The sequence below is a fragment of the Trichormus variabilis 0441 genome, from assembly GCF_009856605.1.
Lineage (GTDB): Bacteria > Cyanobacteriota > Cyanobacteriia > Cyanobacteriales > Nostocaceae > Trichormus > Trichormus variabilis.
Genome location: NZ_CP047242.1, coordinates 4046117 through 4064812, shown reverse-complemented (window position 1 = coordinate 4064812; position 18696 = coordinate 4046117). Strand labels below are relative to the sequence as shown.

Annotated in this window: 14 protein-coding genes; 9 read left to right on the top strand and 5 right to left on the bottom strand. The window is 42.6% G+C overall.

Annotated elements, in window-relative coordinates; all coding sequences use genetic code 11:
• Positions 1-313: 313 nt before the first annotated feature.
• A complete protein-coding gene (locus tag GSQ19_RS16500; RefSeq protein ID WP_224311858.1) occupies positions 314-958 on the bottom strand; it encodes a GNAT family N-acetyltransferase in 645 nt (214 codons plus the stop codon).
• 585 nt (positions 959-1543) lie between these two features.
• Between GSQ19_RS16500 and GSQ19_RS16495 the strand changes: the two genes are divergently transcribed.
• The 3 genes from GSQ19_RS16495 (at position 1544) to GSQ19_RS16485 (ending at position 7051) form a co-directional block, all read left to right on the top strand.
• Positions 1544-5014, top strand: coding sequence for a response regulator (locus tag GSQ19_RS16495; protein WP_011319024.1), 3471 nt, complete (start codon positions 1544-1546; stop codon positions 5012-5014).
• Between the two features lie 53 nt (positions 5015-5067).
• Positions 5068-6288 (top strand): hypothetical protein, encoded by a 1221-nt coding sequence (locus GSQ19_RS16490; protein ID WP_011319023.1) that lies wholly within the window; start codon positions 5068-5070, stop codon positions 6286-6288.
• A 148-nt stretch (positions 6289-6436) separates the two neighbouring features.
• A complete protein-coding gene (locus tag GSQ19_RS16485; protein ID WP_011319022.1) occupies positions 6437-7051 on the top strand; it encodes a Uma2 family endonuclease in 615 nt (204 codons plus the stop codon).
• A 15-nt stretch (positions 7052-7066) separates the two neighbouring features.
• On the opposite strand, the gene recN is transcribed toward GSQ19_RS16485, so the two are convergent.
• Positions 7067-8815, bottom strand: coding sequence for a DNA repair protein RecN (gene recN / locus GSQ19_RS16480; RefSeq protein ID WP_011319021.1), 1749 nt, complete (start codon positions 8813-8815; stop codon positions 7067-7069).
• A 255-nt stretch (positions 8816-9070) separates the two neighbouring features.
• On the opposite strand from recN, the gene GSQ19_RS16475 reads away from it, so the two are divergent.
• A complete protein-coding gene (locus GSQ19_RS16475) occupies positions 9071-11071 on the top strand; it encodes an ABC1 kinase family protein (RefSeq protein WP_011319020.1) in 2001 nt (666 codons plus the stop codon).
• 277 nt (positions 11072-11348) lie between these two features.
• Here the strand turns inward: GSQ19_RS16475 and ftsH are convergent, their stop codons facing one another.
• The gene (gene ftsH / locus GSQ19_RS16470; RefSeq protein ID WP_011319019.1) at positions 11349-13286 is read right to left on the bottom strand and encodes an ATP-dependent zinc metalloprotease FtsH; all 1938 of its coding nucleotides are present in this window, start codon (positions 13284-13286) and stop codon (positions 11349-11351) included.
• Positions 13287-13460: 174 nt separating this feature from the next.
• On the opposite strand from ftsH, the gene GSQ19_RS16465 reads away from it, so the two are divergent.
• The 3 genes from GSQ19_RS16465 (at position 13461) to GSQ19_RS16455 (ending at position 15559) form a co-directional block, all read left to right on the top strand.
• Positions 13461-13652, top strand: a complete 192-nt coding sequence (locus GSQ19_RS16465; protein WP_104009916.1) for a hypothetical protein — start codon at positions 13461-13463, stop codon at positions 13650-13652.
• 81 nt (positions 13653-13733) lie between these two features.
• Positions 13734-14873 carry an AI-2E family transporter gene (locus GSQ19_RS16460; RefSeq protein WP_011319018.1) on the top strand — a complete coding sequence of 380 codons (1140 nt, stop codon included), beginning with the start codon at positions 13734-13736 and terminating at the stop codon, positions 14871-14873.
• 245 nt (positions 14874-15118) lie between these two features.
• Positions 15119-15559, top strand: coding sequence for a hypothetical protein (locus GSQ19_RS16455; protein ID WP_011319017.1), 441 nt, complete (start codon positions 15119-15121; stop codon positions 15557-15559).
• 15 nt (positions 15560-15574) lie between these two features.
• On the opposite strand, the gene GSQ19_RS16450 is transcribed toward GSQ19_RS16455, so the two are convergent.
• Both GSQ19_RS16450 and GSQ19_RS16445 read right to left on the bottom strand, forming a co-directional pair.
• Positions 15575-15997, bottom strand: coding sequence for a ketosteroid isomerase family protein (locus GSQ19_RS16450; protein WP_041456202.1), 423 nt, complete (start codon positions 15995-15997; stop codon positions 15575-15577).
• Between the two features lie 221 nt (positions 15998-16218).
• The gene (locus GSQ19_RS16445; protein WP_011319015.1) at positions 16219-16734 is read right to left on the bottom strand and encodes an orange carotenoid protein N-terminal domain-containing protein; all 516 of its coding nucleotides are present in this window, start codon (positions 16732-16734) and stop codon (positions 16219-16221) included.
• A gap of 216 nt (positions 16735-16950) precedes the next feature.
• Between GSQ19_RS16445 and queG the strand changes: the two genes are divergently transcribed.
• Together queG and GSQ19_RS16435 are read left to right on the top strand one after the other, a co-directional pair.
• A complete protein-coding gene (queG, locus tag GSQ19_RS16440) occupies positions 16951-17925 on the top strand; it encodes a tRNA epoxyqueuosine(34) reductase QueG (RefSeq protein WP_011319014.1) in 975 nt (324 codons plus the stop codon).
• Positions 17900-18538, top strand: a complete 639-nt coding sequence (locus GSQ19_RS16435) for an HAD-IA family hydrolase (protein ID WP_011319013.1) — start codon at positions 17900-17902, stop codon at positions 18536-18538. Before queG ends, GSQ19_RS16435 begins: the two co-directional genes overlap by 26 nt.
• The last annotated feature ends 158 nt before the right edge of the window (positions 18539-18696 follow it).

Here is an 18696-nt window from a genome sequence, read left to right as displayed (position 1 = left end):
CGATTGTCCGTAGAGATTAGAACTGAGTTCAGAGCAAAGGATAGCATACGGATTTATGGAGTTAATCTTACGGCAAAATCTATGAATGTCTTATTCGTGAGTGGTGAATGCTTACAAATTCATAATGTTTAACCAAAATATTAAGGTGAATGATGCAAATTCATGACTTAAAAAATCTGTTCAGAGAATAATAATTACATGATAGATACCCCATAGACCATAAATTTTCAATTACGACTGTATGGAGTTACTATCTACGAAGGGTAGAAGAAAGCCCCTTGTATCACACCACTTTTTCCCACAAACAATCCAATTAGCCAGTCGAAGTGATATTGATTTGTTTGTGCAGAAGAATGTGTTGAGAGCGTCGAAATAAAAAACTATTCCAATGAGAGTCAATTTTGTGTACCTGATATCCTAACTTAAAATAAAGCTGACGTGCTTGATAGTTATTTTCTAAAACGTGCAGGTATAAGTTTTGAAATCCCCATTCTTGAGAAACTTGCTCACATCTGACAAGCAATTTTGAAGCCACACCATGCCTACGGTATTGAGGATGAACGGCTAAATTAGATAGGTAAGGAAAACTTTTGCCCGTCTGCGTCCAGTAATCACTAAAGCGTACACCAACTTCTACCGTTCCCAGTAACTGATCAACTCCATCGTTAGTAGTTTCCACAGCAACCAAACAAAGGTGATGGGGAGCAGGCGATAACAGGCGATGTTTGAAATCTTCATAAATACCCAAACGGAGTAGTGGAAAAGCCCACCCCCAGAAACCATTCTGAGAGTGAAAACTTTCTGCAATAATTTGGGCGATACTAGTCAAATCAGCAGGTGTAGCAGCACGAATGTGAACTTGGCGAAAACTTGGCTCAGTATCTGCTGTAACTGGCTTGTGGCTAGATGGATCAAAAAACCAGGATGTCAAGGCTAGTTGAATATTAATATTATCCAAATAAAATCTTCTCAAATATTCTAAACAGCAACTGGGAAAATTGAACTTGTAAATTGATTTAATAGTCAATGGTCAGTGGTCAGTTGTCAACTGTTCTTCCATCCATCTCCGTAGGCTTTCGCACTCTTAGCCCAATTCTGTTCGGATGGTGACATAAAATTTCGAGATTTCGACAAAACTTAGGCAGCGTGAGCGCTCTGTCATATCTTTGAATACGGAAGTTTACGGAGAAAGCTTAGCCCCTAATTCCAGTCCTCTTACTCTAAGATAACTGCTATAAATAAAATTTACTTAAATGTGTTAGCACAACTGTCGCAACGGGCAAACTTAATATGTAGCTTCATCTGGTTTTTGCACCAGACTCGAAGAATGTATACAGTAAGACTGAAATGTGTTTGTTGGAGGTGAGGCAAGATTTGACTAATAAGCATCAAATCTGTAAAGCAAAAATCGATAATGAGACCAATTGCACTGCGCTAGCGCAAATGGCAGCCCTAAAAAGCCATTGAGGCAAATTACTGTGAACCAATCCTTCCCAATGAGATTAACCTTTATCCGACTGCCGTTACAGCAGGAAAGCGGTGCATGAAATCCCCAGTAAACAGTAAGCCCAAAATTTTGGTTGTTGATGATGAGCCAGACAACCTTGACTTGCTTTACCGCACCTTTTATCGTGACTACAAGGTGCTGAGAGCTATATCTGGACCTGCGGCACTGGATCTGCTGGCGCAAGAGGGAGAGATCGCAGTGATCATCTCCGATCAACGAATGCCGATCATGAGTGGTACGGAATTTTTGAGCCTGACAGCTACACAATATCCAGATATTATTCGGATTATTTTAACTGGTTACACTGACGTAGAAGACTTAGTAGAAGCAATTAATGCTGGTAAGGTATTTAAATATGTCACCAAACCTTGGGAAGCCGAAGAACTCAAAGCTGTAGTCCGCCAAGCCCTAGATACTCACAATGTTCTGAAAGCTCGCACTCGTGAACTCACCCGCACGCTCCGCCAAGAATCACTGCTGAACACTGTCACCAACACAATTCGCAGTGCCTTAGACTATCGACAAATTTTGCAAGCAATTGTCGATACAGTTGGTCATATGTTAGAGGTGGATGTCTGTCTATTACGTTCCTTTCAAGATGGACAATTAGTAGATGAAGGATTTGTCTACCAGAAATATTCTCCAGCTGCCATAGAGAAAACTATACATAATTCTGCCCCCCTGACGATTCTGGCTGATACTGTCTGGGAAACCCGCGAAGTGCAGATAATTCATGATGTGGCAGGTGATGAGCGCCTTCACGGAGATAGCCCAGAACTACAGCACAGAACTGATGCGTTTGCTGCGGCTGATATCCGTTCTAGTTTAGTTGTGCCACTGATTTGCCAACAAGAACTGATGGCTGTTTTGGCACTGCATCAATGTTCCCAAGCACGGGTCTGGGGAGAAGAAGAAGTACAGTTAGTTTTAATGGTGGCGGATCAAGCTGCCTTGGCTTTGTCCCAAGCCTACGCTTATGAACAAGTACGGGCGCTGGCAAAACGAGAGTCCTTGATCAATACCATTACAACAGCGATTCGCTCTAGTCTTAATCCTGAAGATATTTTTGCGGCAATTACCCAAAAATTAGGGCAAGCTTTACAAGTTGACGGCTGTGTGTTGTCTTTGTGGACGGAAGAGGATGAGTTTGTCAAGTGTGTTGGCTTGTATGATAGTTCTCGACATAGCGAAGACTCGTTGGACAATCACCGTCTGATAACTCAGGAATTACCAGAGTCACAAGCACCTATTTTAGAAAATCCAATTTTACAGGAAATATTAAAAACCCATCAGCCTGTAATAATTACGGATATGAATCATTCAGATTGGGAAACCAAAAGGTTTGATTTAAATTTGAAAATGCCAGCGCGATCGCTCATGGTTGTCCCTTTGCTGGCAGATGGCAAATGTATAGGCAGTATTACTCTGCGAGAAGGCAAGAAAGCTAGGCAGTGGCTATCAGCTGATATTGAACTGGCAAAAGCTGTAGCCGCACAAGCCGCGATCGCCGTACAGCAGTCTCATTTATACCAAAAAACCCGCGAACAAGCCGAGCGCTTGCTGCAATTAGACAAACAAAAAACAGAATTTTTTCAAAACATATCCCATGAATTTCGTACTCCCATCACCCTCATTCAAGGACCGTTAGAATCGGCAGTGGGAACAGGCGAGGGTTTATCTTACGCCCAAAGTGCGATCGCTTTGCGTAACTCCCGACGGCTGTTGCGGTTAGTTAACCAACTATTAGATTTGCAACGCTTAGATGCAGGGAGAATGCAGCCTAGTTTCCGTCCTTGTGATTTAGTAGATTTTGTCAGTCAAATTGTTGAATCATTTCGCCCCTACTGTGAAAAAAAGGCACTACATCTGACTACCGAATTAGATGAATGTCCTACAGTTTATATAGACATGGAAAAATTTGACAAGGTGGTTTATAACCTCCTATCAAATGCCATGAAATTTACACCAGAAGGTGGCACAATCAGTGTCAAGTTACAATCTCAGGGACACCACTGCATCTTGCAAGTCCAAGATACAGGTATTGGCATTGTTAAAGAGCAAATTCCCCATCTGTTTGAGCGCTTCCGCCAAGCCGAAGGTTCAGAAAACCGCTCCTACGAGGGTAGCGGCTTAGGTTTAGCCTTAGTTAAAGAATTAGTAGAACTACACGGTGGCAGAGTTACTGTTGAATCAGTCTATGGCAAAGGTACAACCTTTACCCTATGGCTAGTTATCGGTAATGCTCACTTACCTCTACAGCAAGTATCAGATACGCCCGTTGAGCTGACCACTAGCCGCGCTAGTGTAGAACTAGCTGATTTAGAACTGGTAGAAACAACACTAGAAAATATAGATATAGAAACTATTAATCCCTTACCTATTTCTGAGACTCAGCAGCATACAGCAAACAGCACACAGCAATCTACACATTCAATCCTCGTTGTTGATGACAACCCGGATCTGCGAACTTATGTATCCGATATTCTCCGCCGTAGTGGTTATCAAGTTTATACAGCTCGTAACGGTTATGAAGGATTTAGTAAAGTCCAAGAACTTGTTCCTAATCTAATTGTTACTGATTTGATGATGCCTTTAGTAACAGGGTTAGAGATGATTCGCATGATCCGTAATGACGAAAAAGTGAAAGGAACGCCAATCATTTTGCTAACCGCAAAGGTAGATGAGGAAACCCGCATCGAAAGCACAGAACATGGAGCAGATGCGTATTTAGCAAAACCATTTAATGACAGGGAACTTCTAGCAGAGGTTCGTAATCTTTTAGCTTTGAAGGAAAATGAAAAGCGAGTTTTGGAGTTAAATACTTACCTGACAGAATCAGTTCTTAAGCGCTTTTTACCGCCTGCGTTGGTGTCAAAAGCGGCTGCTGGTTCTTTAAGTTTAGATTTGCGTCCAGAACCGCGTTTAATTACGGTGTTGTTTAGTGACATCGTTGGTTTTACACAGTTAGCCAACACTCTCAGATCCCGGCGAGTGGCAGAATTACTGAATGAGTATTTAGAGTTCATGACTAAAGCTGTGTTTGATAATGGTGGCACTGTAGATAAGTTTATGGGGGATGCTATCTTAGCTCTCTATGGAGCGCCAGAAGAACTCACACCTAATGAGCAGGTGCGTCGAGCAGTGAATACGGCTAGAGCCATGCACAGCTCATTAGCTCAACTAAACCAGCGTTGGCGGGATCAGGGGATATTTGATACCCATGATTATGGCGGTGTGCAGTTTCGCTGTGGTATTCACCAAGGGACGGCTGTTGTAGGAATGTTTGGTAGTGCCGAACGTGCCGACTATACTGCTATTGGGCCTAGTGTCAATATCGCCGCTCGATTGCAATCTGCTGCTGTTCCCGGTACAATCTTGGTTTCTGCTGCTGTAGCAGATTATTTACAAGACGAAGAAATTACTAAAGGTAGTCCGCTAAAACTTAAAGGAATAGATGAAACAGTTCTGACTTTTGCTGTGAAATCAGAATTAATGGTTAACCGTTAATATTCATCTAGATTCACCAGCAATAGCTCCGAATCGTATATTTATATCTAAATATGACAACATCGGTAGCGGATAAAACTCCCACTCCCGCTAAAGTCTGGCGGAGACATAATGATCCACCTGGTCTATGGTTTGCTGTAGCGCTAGGTTCAGCTTCACTCCACTTATTAGCTTTTTGGTTGATACGTTCATCTAGCACGGTAGGGTTGTGGTTTCCACAGCAAGATCAAAGTGTTGTCCCTATAGAGTTGATAGAAGTTACGCCTCAGACTAACTCTACAGATAAACCTGCTTCGTCACCACCTGAACAGTCTGTATCTAATACCACCACAGCACAAGCACCACCAACTTCTACAAATCAGGATGCTGAGATCATAACTTCTGGTGAGCAGTCCCAGCCAGACAGAAATAATCTTGCTCCGTCTAAGACGGAAGTCTTTTCTCAAGCTGAGTCTACAACAACACCTATACAGACTACCGAACCAGAACCTACACCTACACAAACCACACAACCAGAACCCAAACCTACACCAACAGTTCCAGTAGGTGAGCTTCCTTGGAATCGTCGTGAAGAAATTGAACTGGGACAGGGAAAACCTCTACCTTCAGATATTCCACCTGTTACACCGGAACAAGTACAACAGTCGGAAACAGTAGAAGACAAAACTCCGCGAGATAACGAAGACACCCCAGACACATCCTCTGGAGAAACGACAAAGACTCCGACGGAGAATAACTCAGCCACTCCTAACAGTGAAACGGCAAATACTCCATTTGGGGAAAATTCACAAACCCCAACTGGAGAAACTGCAAAAATTCCCACTGAGCAATATACACCAACTCCAACAGAAGAACCTGCAAACACCCCGACTGAGAATAATGCAAATTCTACCGCCAGGGGAGCGATCGCCACATTAGCACCACTGACAGAATCAGAAGCACGCCAATTAGTCAATGATTTACCGGAAGTTCTTTCCGCATATCAAGGAAGCAGTTCAAAAACTGTAGACTCTAGCTATCTTCCTGGCGATTCCCCAATTAAGCCGGCACAGTTACTAGCTAGTTTAGTGATTGATAAAAATGGTAACGTGCAGCAGGCGATCATTCTCAAAATGGAGCCAGCAAGTTTACAATCTGAAAAAAGCTTATATGAGCAACTTGTTGGTGATTTGTTCAAAAACGAAAACTTTACTCCCGGCCATAATCGGGATGGAAGCAAACCGGACTTCAGTAATTTTTTTGTCAGAGTGACAATAGAGCCGACTGGTCAATAGTCGCGTCGCTGACTTAGAACTTACGCACCCAGATTTTCTTTTGAGAACGGGTGTAGGGGTGTAAGGGTTTCCAACATTTGCCCAAACCCTATTTCATTTTCATGCGTAATTTTTATGAATGTATAATCTTGGGTGTGGAGGTAAGATCATGACCCAAGCATTGACCAAATTATTAACCTTCAATGAATTTAGCGAATGGTATCCTAACGACGGTAAATGTTATGAATTGCATCAGGGAGTAGTTGTTGAAATGCCACCCCCAAGCGGACAGCATGAAAAAGTTGTGGGATTTATAGCTCGTAAGATTACTGTAGAATTTGATCGCCTCAACCTTCCCTACACCATACCCAAAACTACATTAATCAAAACTCCTGCTGGCGAATCTGCTTATTCACCTGATGTATTGCTGCTCAATCTTGATAATCTGAAGAATGAACCCCTTTTTCAAAAGCAGTCAACAGTTAGTCAAGCTGCATCTGTTCCTTTGGTAGTTGAGGTTGTATCAACAAATTGGCGTGACGATTACTACAACAAATTTAGGGATTACGAAGAATTAGGCATTCCCGAATATTGGATTGCTGATTATGCTGCGTTGGGTGCAAGAAAGTTTATTGGTAATCCCAAACAACCGACGATTTTCGTCTGTGAACTAGTTGAAGGTGAATATCAGATGACGGCATTTCAAGGGAATAGGGCGATCGCATCACCTAGTTTTCCCCAGTTAAATTTAACCGCACAGCAAGTTTTTGATGCGGCTAATTAACGGAGTATTACAATTTCAACTCCTCTGTCCCTGACGGTGATTAGCCGCTTGGGTTAACAAACTTTCTGCAAAGGCGATCGCATCACTGGCGGATTTTCCACCAGCTAACTGGGCTAATTCTTCCCTGCGGGTAGTCAAATCATCTAAGTTTGTTACACGTACCACAGTACGCTGTTCACTATTACCATTGTTAGATTTTTTACCCTTACCCTGGGTAACAGTCTGCTTATCTACGCGGAAATGCTTATCTGCCATTGCTGCTACTAAGGGTTGGTGAGTAACACATAATACTTGGTGGCTTTGACTCAACTGATGTAATTTTTCGGCGATCGCCTGTGCTACTCTCCCCGAAACCCCAACGTCTATTTCATCAAATACTAATGTTGCTGCTGCATCAGCTTGATTAAAACAAGCTTTCAGGGCTAGTAAGAAGCGGCTCATTTCCCCACCAGAAGCAATTTCTGTTAATGGTTGTAGTGGTTCCCCTGGGTTGGGGCTAAACATAAAGGTAATTTTGTCTGCACCAGCAGATGTTGGCACAATTGGCAATATTTCTACTTGAAACTTGACTTTTTCCATTGCCAAGGGTTTAAGTTCGGCTATCAACCGAGATTCTAAGGTAGCGCCTGTTTTCTTGCGTAACTGAGTTAACTTTTGGCAGGACTGAGTTAGTTTCTCAAAACAGACTTTTTCCTGCTGTTCTAAACTTTCGATGGATTGTTCGCTATCGTTGAGGGCTGCCAATTCAGCTTGAATTTTTTCGCTGTAGGCGATCGCTTCTGTTAAGCTGGGGCCATACTTGCGGCAGATTTGTTTTAACTCTCGAATCCGTTCTTCTACTTCTTCTAAGCGCTGGGGGTCTGCTTCCAAACTTTCCCCATAAGTATTAATTTGTCTGGCTACTTCTGTAATGGCTGTTTGAGCATCCCTGACCAAATCTAACAATGGTTGTAACTGCCCGTCATATTCCACCATATCGTTTAAGGTGGCTTCGCTGTCGCCAAGGAGGTCTGAGACGGCTAGGGTTTCATCTTCGGTTTGATACAAAGCCTGATAGATTTTGTAACTCATCTGTTGTAAATCAACAACATGATTCAGGCGTTCCCGTTCTTGTTGCAGTTGTTCCAATTCCTGGGGATCGCTGAGATTGGCTGTTGATAACTCTTGGACTTGATAGGTTAATAAGTCCAGTTGTTGCAGTCGTTCCCGTTCCGATGTCCGGCGCTTTTCTAAATTTGTATGGGCTTGCTGATAAGCACTAAAGGCTGTGGCGATGTGTTGACGCTGCTGAATTAAAGCATCACCACCGTACATATCCAACCAGTCCCGGACTTGGGCTGATTGCCCTACTTGTACTGTTTGACCTTGGGCTGTAATTTCCACCAAGCGATCGCGCAGTCCGCCCATAAGTTGGCGATTGACTAACACACCATTCACCCGCGATCGGCTGCGGATATTACTAGTACTAACGGTGATCTCTCGACTAATGACCACAGAATTATCGTCAATTAAATCTATTTCTTGTTCTGTCAACCAAGCTGCTAAGGGGGGATTTGTGGTGAAAGTGGCTTCCACCATTGCCCTAGATGTTCCAGTCCGAATCACCCGACTAGAAACTTTCCCACCTAACACAGCATCAATTGCATCTAAAATAATTGATTTTCCCGCGCCGGTTTCACCTGTTAAAACATTCAGACCAGCGCCGAAATCCAGTTCCAGTTGATCAATCAGGGCAAAATTTTCAATCCGCAGGCAAAGCAACATCAAGCCATATTCTCCTAGAGGGGCAGATGCCGGATATTTCCCACTTTCGGCAACCAGCAATACCTACTACCATTGAATTAGCAAGCACATTCAAGTGTAACAAAAAAGGCAGGACGGGGAGCAAAGGAGTAGAAAAAGACTAGGTAAATTATCTTCCTAAGTCTCTAGTTCTCAATTCCCAGACTAAATTAGCAATTTCCTGTAAAGATATTGTTACAATACTTAACAAGTTCAATCCGACCGGTGGCTCTATTCATGACTGTGAAGACACTTCCCCCAAATTCCCGACCGATTGAGGGCGAACTACAGCTAAAGGATACACAAGCCTTGGTTGTGCGCTCATCAGGAACCGTAAGCCCTGAAAGACCCCAGGTGTTGGTAACTAACAATCTCGAACCTGAGACAATAGTTTACGACCCTGTAGCGGTAGCAGAGCATTATCGTCATCGACCACTGCAAGTTTTGCGGCGGATTTTTGCTGTTTTGGGGCCTACTTTCTCCTTTGTCTTCGGGTTGTGGTGGGATACTAAACGGGGAGTAGTCGTCAAAAACGATCGCCGTCGAGCTATTCAGTTAAAAGAATTATTAACGCAACTAGGGCCTGCTTACATCAAAATTGGTCAAGCCTTATCTACTAGACCAGATTTAGTCCCCCCCATATATTTAGAAGAACTGACAAGGTTACAAGACCAGTTACCGGCTTTTCCTAACGAAATTGCGTACCAATTCATTCAAGAAGAATTAGGACAGTCACCAGAAGAAGTTTACGCCGAACTTTCAGCCCAACCAATTGCGGCGGCTTCTTTGGGACAAGTTTATAAAGGTAAATTAAAAACAGGGGAAGAAGTAGCAGTTAAAGTCCAGCGTCCAGATTTACGAGAACGAATCACGATTGACTTATATATTTTACGTGGGCTAGCGGCTTGGGTACAAAAGAAAGTCAAGAGGGTACGCAGTGACTTAGTTGGGATTTTGGATGAATTAGGCGATCGCATTTTTGAAGAAATGGATTATATCCACGAAGGTGAAAATGCTGAACGCTTCTTTCAACTATACGGTCATATACAAGACATATATGTGCCGAGAATATACTGGGAATATACTAACCGTCGTGTCTTGACGATGGAGTGGATCAACGGCACAAAACTCACCCAAACAGCAGAAATTAGCGCCCAAGGGATAGATGCCCGTTATTTAATCGAAGTTGGTGTACAGTGTTCCTTAAGACAACTTTTAGAACATGGCTTCTTTCACGCTGACCCCCATCCTGGTAACTTGTTAGCCACACCAGACGGTAAACTAGCTTACCTAGACTTTGGGATGATGAGTGAGATTAAACCACCACAACGTTATGGTTTAATTGAGGCGATCGTTCATGTAGTTAATCGTGACTTTGAAGGGTTAGCAAAAGACTACGTTAAATTAGATTTTCTCTCGCCAGAAACAGACCTCACCCCAATTATTCCCGCATTTGGCAAAGTTTTTGCCAATGCTCAAGGGGCTAGCGTAGCCGAATTTAACATTAAAAGCATCACTGATGAGCTATCAGAATTGATGTATGAGTATCCTTTCCGCGTACCTCCCTACTACGCTTTAATCATTCGCTCCCTCGTCACCCTGGAAGGAATTGCTATCTATATAGATCCCAACTTTAAAGTTTTGAGTGAGGCTTATCCCTACGTTGCGAAACGTTTGTTAACCGACCCAGCACCAGAATTAAGAATATCCTTGCGAGACTTACTCTTTAAAGATGGTAGATTCCGTTGGAATCGGTTAGAAAACTTATTACGTAATGCGCGGAAAAACCAAGACTACGACTTGAACTTAGTAGTGAATCAAGGTGTAGATTTTCTTTCGTCTGAACGTGGCTCTTTTATTCGAGATAAGTTGGTCGATGAATTTCTCAACGGAATTAATGCTTTAAGTAAAAATGTGCTGCATAACTTTACCTACCTCCTCAGAGAAAGAGTCGGTATCACAGCCATCAACGAAACTCCAGCCGCGACAGTTGAGCAACAACAGACCTTAGAACATATCAAAAATATCTTAAATATTCTACGAGAAACCCGTGGCTTTGACCCATCCCAGCTTGCACCTCAAGTTGCTCAGTTGGCTTTCAATCCAGGTGTGCAGCGTTTGGGACAGCAAGTTGCTAATCAATTAGTGCAGAAAGCTACTGTGCGTCTAATTCGGGAGTTATTAACAGCAGAAGAGGTCAAGAGTAGCGAAATTGAATACCCTGGGAGAAGATTGTAATTTCAAGTCCGTCTAATTCTGATGATATGGTTGATGATGGGTAATGGCTAATTGGTAATTGGTTTTTCTATTACCCATTATCAATTACTGGTCACCAAAAGAGAAGTTAAAAGCTTAATGTCCCCCACTGAATTCGTAGTAACAAATTCAGTGGGGGACAAAAGTTAGTAAGGGTGCGCTACTTATGAATAATTTCTTGGTACAGCTAGATTTTCTTGCACTGACGCACCCTACAATTTGGATATTTTTTATCTGGAAGTCCCTAAAGGTGGAACCTTTAGACCAGAAGTGTTTGCATTAGGGGTTTATCTTCCGATATCTTACCTGTCCGCAACCATTCTTGTAGTTCTTCTGGTGCTTGAGCTTGGCTGAGGCGTTCCCTGAGTGCAGCACCTTCGAGAATTTCTGTTTGCAGAAGTTCCTGTGCAGTTTCTTCCAACAAGTCACGGTTATTTTGCAGGATACTCAAGGCGATGTGGTGAGCATTATCTACAATCTGCTTCACTTCGCGGTCGATTTCCTCAGCTACTTTGGGACTAATGGAACGGCGAGGATTACCGTAACCTTCGAGGAATTGTTGTTGAATCTTCTCAAAAGCTACTGGCCCTAATTTGTCACTCATTCCATATAAAGTGACGTAACGTTCTGCTAAGTCCGTGGCTTTTTGAATGTCATCGCTTGCACCGGTGGAGACTTTACCAAAGACTGTTTCTTCCGCCGAACGTCCACCCAACAGAGTAGCAATTCGCCCGCGAATTTCATCTTCAATCATCAAGAAGCGGTCTTCTTCAGGCATTTGAATTGTATAACCCAAAGCGCCAACACCACGAGGAACAACAGAGATTTTCTCAACTCTACCAGCGCCCGGCATTAATGCGCCGATAATGGCGTGACCAACTTCGTGATAGGCGACGGTCTTCTTCTCGGTTTCATTCAAGACACGAGAACGTTTTTCTAAGCCAGCTACTAACCTTTCAATAGCTTCGTTGAAATCAGCCATCACGACAGCTTGGCGATTTTGTCTGGCGGCTAATAGTGCAGCTTCATTCACAAGATTGGCTAAATCTGCACCAGCAAAACCAGGTGTTTTGATAGCGATGTTACCTAAATCGACATCATTCGCTAATTTCACATTTCTGGCGTGGACTTTGAGAATTGCTTCTCGACCAATTTTATCAGGGCGATCGACTACGACTTGGCGGTCAAAGCGACCAGGACGGCGCAAAGCAGGGTCTAGAACTTCGGGACGGTTGGTAGCGGCGATGATAATTACACCTGTATTAGCATCAAAGCCATCCATTTCTGTGAGTAATTGGTTGAGGGTTTGTTCGCGTTCGTCGTTACCGCCAACAAAGCCGCCAGCACCACCGCGAGATTTACCTAATGCGTCTAACTCATCGATGAAGACGATACAGGGAGCTTGTTTTTTGGCTTGCTCAAATAAGTCACGGACGCGCGCCGCACCGACACCGACAAACAACTCAATAAATTCTGAACCAGAGATACTGAAGAATGGTACACCCGCTTCACCAGCGATCGCCTTTGCTAGTAAAGTTTTACCAGTCCCAGGAGGGCCGACTAACAACACACCCTTAGGAATTTTCGCACCTAAATTTGTGTACTTAGTGGCATTTTTCAAGAAGTCAACAATTTCTTCTAATTCCGCCTTGGCTTCATCCACCCCAGCCACATCGAGAAATTTCACCCCAGTGCTACCTTCTGAGTAAATCCGGGCTTTACTTTTCCCGACTGTCAATGCAGCTGGGCCACCACCTTGACGATTAATTAAAAATGCCCAAATCCCAAAGAAAATTAATGGTGGTGCTACCCAACTTAGTAGCGTTCCAATCCAGCCGTTCTGGTCTGGTGGTGGTGCGGCAAACTCAACATTATTTTCGCGGAGAATTTTGGGTAAGTCTAAATCAATAGCGACCGGCGTGGTAGCAAATACCTGGTCTACGACTTTACCGTCGGGGGTTTGAGTTTTGATGGAGTATTGAATGCGATCGCCCCCTACAATCGCCTTATCTACTTTACCTGCTTGTACTTGAGCGATAAAGTCACTATAAGGAACCTGTGGCAAGCGAGGGCCAGAAAAACTGGGAACAATAAAGTTAAGCAATAACAGCAAAGTTAGCAGAATCAGGAAACTGCCGCCAAATTGTCGTAACCTTGGTGGTTTAATTGAATTTTTTTTATCAGTTTCAACAGGCATTTTGATGTAACCTCAATTTAAATTATTTGTTAGAGACGCGATCAATGGCGTCTGTACAATTCTCTAGTCCCGAATATTGGTAAACTTTTGTGTACTCTTAGGTCTATTGTAAAGATTTGATAGTGCCACTTAAATTAGTGGATACCCGCCTGAAAATGTGTATTGCCGTACTTTATGGAAAATCAGCTAAGTTTTGTTCTCAAATTGCTTATAATATCTGCCTTGATATCAGTTTCAATTAAATATGTAGCGCCGATGTGGCCGATTCCGGCGACAGCAACCAACGCGCTCATTTTAGTTTTATCACCGACTATAATTTTGGCGATCGCTCTTTTCTGGCGATTCCAAACACAAAAACAAAGTTAACTAAAGAATCCAGGCTCAATTGCTAAAATCAGCCTGGGATTTTGTGTAATTTGCATCACATCAACAGCTGGGAGTCAGCCTGTGAACCTTGGTCAATGGATCGGCTTAATCGCTATAGTTCTTTCTCTATATATATTGTGGCAAATTAAGGAAGTACTTCTGCTCATGTTTGCCGCAGTTGTCTTAGCCACCACTTTAAATCGGCTAGCCAAACGCTTTCAACGTTCTGGGGTGAAACGAGGATTGGCTGTGGTATTGGCTGTAGTTATCTTTTTCGCTATTGTCATCGGTTTTTTCTGGCTGATTGTCCCACCTTTTGCCGAGCAGTTTAATGAACTTACCTATCGAGTTCCCCAAGGGTTTGAGCGCTTTAATGGTTGGATTAACGAACTGAGAACGCGCATCCCAGCCCAATTAGTTCCTTACATTCCCGATCTGAATAGTCTGATCCAACAAGCACAACCCTTTATTAATAGAGTTTTGGGAAGTTCTTTCGCCATTGTTTCCGGCTCACTGGAAGTAGTTCTCAAAGTCTTGCTAGTGTTAGTTTTAACCGGGATGTTGCTAGCTGACCCCATTGCGTACCGCAAAGTATTTGTGAGGCTGTTCCCTTCCTTTTATCGCCGCCGGGTAGATGGAATTCTGGATAAATGCGAAGTCTCGCTGGAGGGTTGGGTTACAGGTGCGGTGATTGCAATGGGTGTAGTCGGACTGATGAGTGTAGTTGGCTTGTCAATCTTAGGTGTGAAAGCCGCCTTAGCTTTAGGCGTTTTAGCCGGATTTTTGAATCTGATTCCTAATCTAGGCCCTACCTTAAGTGTTGTCCCAGCAATGGCGATCGCCTTTTTAGATAGTCCGTGGAAAGTTGTTGCTGTCTTGATTCTTTATTTCATTATCCAACAAACTGAGAGCAACTTCATCACGCCGATCGTCATGGCGCAACAAGTTTCATTACTTCCAGCTGTGACCTTAATTTCCCAGCTATTTTTTGTCACCTTTTTCGGCTTTTTAGGATTATTCTTGGCCTTACCCCTGACTGTTGTCGCCAAAATTTGGGTGCAAGAAGTATTAATCAAAGATGTTTTAGATGAATGGAGACATGACCACTCACAAGAGTCTGAGTTAGTCATGGTTTCTCACTATCCTGAAGGAGATGATCCTTGGTCAGATGATCAGCCAGCGAATCAACCTGCTGATGATACTGTGTCTCAAGAAGATTAGTTAGTTCAGCTAATATGAAGCGATCGCTTATTAGTTTTATGATAGGCGATCGCTTTGTTCTATCTCCTCACCCTCCAATCATTACGGGATATTAAGTAAGTTAATAACTTTTGCTAAATTTATTTGATTTATAGGTAGAACTTATTAGATATTTAAAGCATACAGCCGCCGTTGCATTTTTAGTGTTATGCACAGTGGTGGAAAATCCTTTTAAGTAAAACCAAAGTCGTAACTCACCGATACCAATGGAAGCTTTCTTTTGTTTATCACCACGCTATCGCCTTGATGATGAATCACCTTGGTTAGAAGGAATAGACCCCAGTCGGCATTACTGGATGATGGTAAATGGAGATAAAAATCTCACCGTAGCTTTGCCTGGGTTAATGGTTTCTACGATGAGTGAACTGAGACAAGCTATCCGGGAGTTTCGCGCTTTGCAACCAGGGGATACAATGACTTTGGTGAGAATTGCCAGTGCTTGCACCCTTCACTGTGTTGGGATTAACTGCTATGCCATAGAAGCTACAATCAACAATGCTCCTGTTTGGCATTTGTTCGATCAAGAGACTCTGGATAGCTTATTAATGACAGCACACCCCGATTGGCAATGTGCGCCATCAGATGTTGAGTTGGGAAGAAGAATGCTGCTACGTTCCCTACAAGCAGCAAGCGTAACCCAAAGTTAAAGTCATTAATCAAGACTACTGTTCACGACGCAAAGCCAGTAACTCTTGGGGAGAAGCTAAGAGTTTAATTTGGGTGTGGGTAATCTGTTTTTCTGGGTTAAGAGTAAATAACCATAAGACATTCACACCACACCAAGAAGTCTGTACCTTACCAGAAACTTGCACTAGAGTCTGTCCGTCCTCTGAGGTTTCCAGCAATCCCTGCTGAGGGTCAGCTTTGATACCTTGGGCTTCTTGTTGTAAATAGGTAGCGATCGCATCTGGCCCCACAATACCAGATTCAAAGGGTGGATACATTACGCCATCAACAGCAAATAACGCGGCGGTTGCTGCAAATTCTCCAGCGTTGAGGGTGGCAAAATATTGTAAGATTGTCGGCTCTGTGATTCCTACAATACTTCTTATCTGGATATTAGGGAGAGACTCAGCAGCTTTCATAAAATTTCCTGTATGTAAAATATTAAGTGTCAGTTCGTAGTCAGAACTCATTTCTTGACTACAAACCTGAATTTAAATGTAAAAGTAAATATAAAAAAAGCTGCTATTGGGATGTATTACCCATAACAGACACTCTTACTTAAGTAAGATTTAGTTCCTAAATAAATATCTAGGAACTAAAACTAGTATGACATTGAGGTTGGAAAGATATTGTTAGATAGTTAATCAGCTAAAGGGTCAACACCCATATCAGCAACTACTTTGCGGAGAACGGTGATTTGTTGACCAAAGTCTAATCCTTTCAGTGCTTCTAATACTTGAGAGCCATCACGAGAAATTTTATAGTCTGTTGGTACGGGTACGACGAAGCCTTTAACCATTAATTCTGATAATTCATACCAGAAAGCCAACTTGGTATTATTGCTGAGGATACCGTAAGAGCGAGAAAATTGAGTATTATTTTTTGCAGCTAAGTCACGCATGACTTGTAACTGTTCTGCATGAGACATCTGCTTGATTTGATTTAACAAACCTTCAGCTAATTGTAAACGAGCAGCGCCTGTAGCGGCTGGTGTAATAGAACGTCCCATTTCGGTGTAAGCGTACCATAGTACTGCCAACTGGTCATCTATACTCAGACCTTGAAATACAGTAATGGTAGAAGCAACAGCATCACCAGTTTGGATACCGAAAGCTTGAGAAAAACGGGTTGAAGCGGAATCAGAAGTGAATGTCATGATTGCACCACAGTCGATGGGTTTATATACTTTGCGAATCAGTGGGAGGGTTGCATCACTCTGGGTTGCTTGTCCTCTTGCATCTATGTTGCATTATTTCTTAACAATCGGCAAATAAAATTTACAAATAGATTGAGTAGGAAATATTGAACCTAAGTCTTGACTAAGTTATGTATAATCGAAAGGCTGCCAGTTTGGCAAAATTTGGTTATACAAATGAACTACTGTTCCATAGTTAGCAGCAATGTGGTAAAAGGAAAGGCTAAAGAGTTAGGTTTCCACAAGGTTGGCATTGCTGCTGTCAATGAAAGTACAAACGCAGAAGCCGAAAGGCTGCAAGCATGGATAAAGCTGGGTTATCACGCTGATATGGAGTGGATGAATAACCCGAAGCGCAGTGATATAAGCTTGATCATGCCAGAAGCGCGATCGCTTGTGTGCGTCGCTCTTAATTACTACACCCCACACCAACGTCCCGATAGTGCAGAATACGCCAAAATCTCTCGCTATGGCTGGGGAAGGGACTATCACAAGGTGATGAACAGAAAACTTAAAGCGCTAACTACTTGGTTACAATCATTAGACCCAAGTATCCAAGCTCGTTACTATGCAGATACTGGGCCAGTCCAAGATAAAGTATGGGCGCAACGAGCCGGTATTGGCTGGATAGCGAAAAATGGGAATGTAATTACTAGAGCGTATGGTTCTTGGGTCTTCTTGGGTGAGGTGGTGACAAATCTAGAACTAGAAAAGGATAGTCCCCATACAGAACACTGTGGTAGTTGTACTCGTTGTTTAGATGCTTGTCCTACAGGGGCAATTACTCAGCCGTTTGTGGTGGATGCTAATCGCTGCATTGCTTATCATACCATCGAGAATCGAGCAGCAGAATTACCAGAGGCGATCGCATCTCAAATGCAAGGCTGGGTAGCTGGTTGTGATATTTGCCAAGATGTTTGTCCTTGGAATCAACGTTTTGCACAAACAACAGATGTGGTAGATTTTCAACCATACCCAGACAATATTGCTCCTAAGCTGATAGAATTAGCGCAAATCTCAGACGAGGAGTGGGATAAACAATTTCCGGCATCAGCGTTAAGGCGAATTAAGCCAGAAATGTTAAGACGGAATGCCCGTGCTAATCTAGACGCATCTAAGCGAAATAATGACCCAGAAAGTAATCATTTTTGATTTTGATGGCACGATTGCGGATACCGTGGATGCTCTTGTAAGTATTGCCAACCGCTTGGCGGTAGAGTTCGGTTATGTACAAATCACCCCAGAGCAATTGACTCTCCTCAGGAATTTTTCATCTAGGGAAATTATCAAGTATTCAGGCGTTTCTCTGATAAAAATACCGTTTTTAGTTAAAAAAGTTAAGTCGGAATTAAAAAACAAAATTCATGAATTAAAACCTATTCCTGGTATTAAAGAAGCTTTATTAGAACTGAAAGAACATGATTATAAACTAGGAATAATTACGTCTAATTCTAGGGAAAATGTGACAAATTTCTTGAGCATTAATGAACTAGATAGTCTGTTTGATTTTATTTACTCAGGGGTCACAATTTTTGGTAAAACAACTATAATTAATAATGTTCTCCGACAAAAACAATTCAAACCTCAGGCAGTTATTTATGTTGGTGATGAAACTAGAGATATCGAAGCTTCAAAAAAAGCAAATATCAAAGTAATCGCAGTGACCTGGGGTTTTAATTCTCCCGAAATATTAGCTAAACAAAATCCAGATTTTTTAATTCACCAACCAAGGGAATTATTGGAGGTGATTAAAAATAGCCAATAGGGGCTTATAGTTGAAGAATTCAGAAGTCAGAATTCAGGAGTCAGAATACAATCAGTGGGGGATACCCTACGGGAAGCAAGCTACAGACCCGCCACTGATTGAAGACCACCAAATTGAAAATTTGGCTCCGTGCTTAAACCCATTTATTCATCCACCAG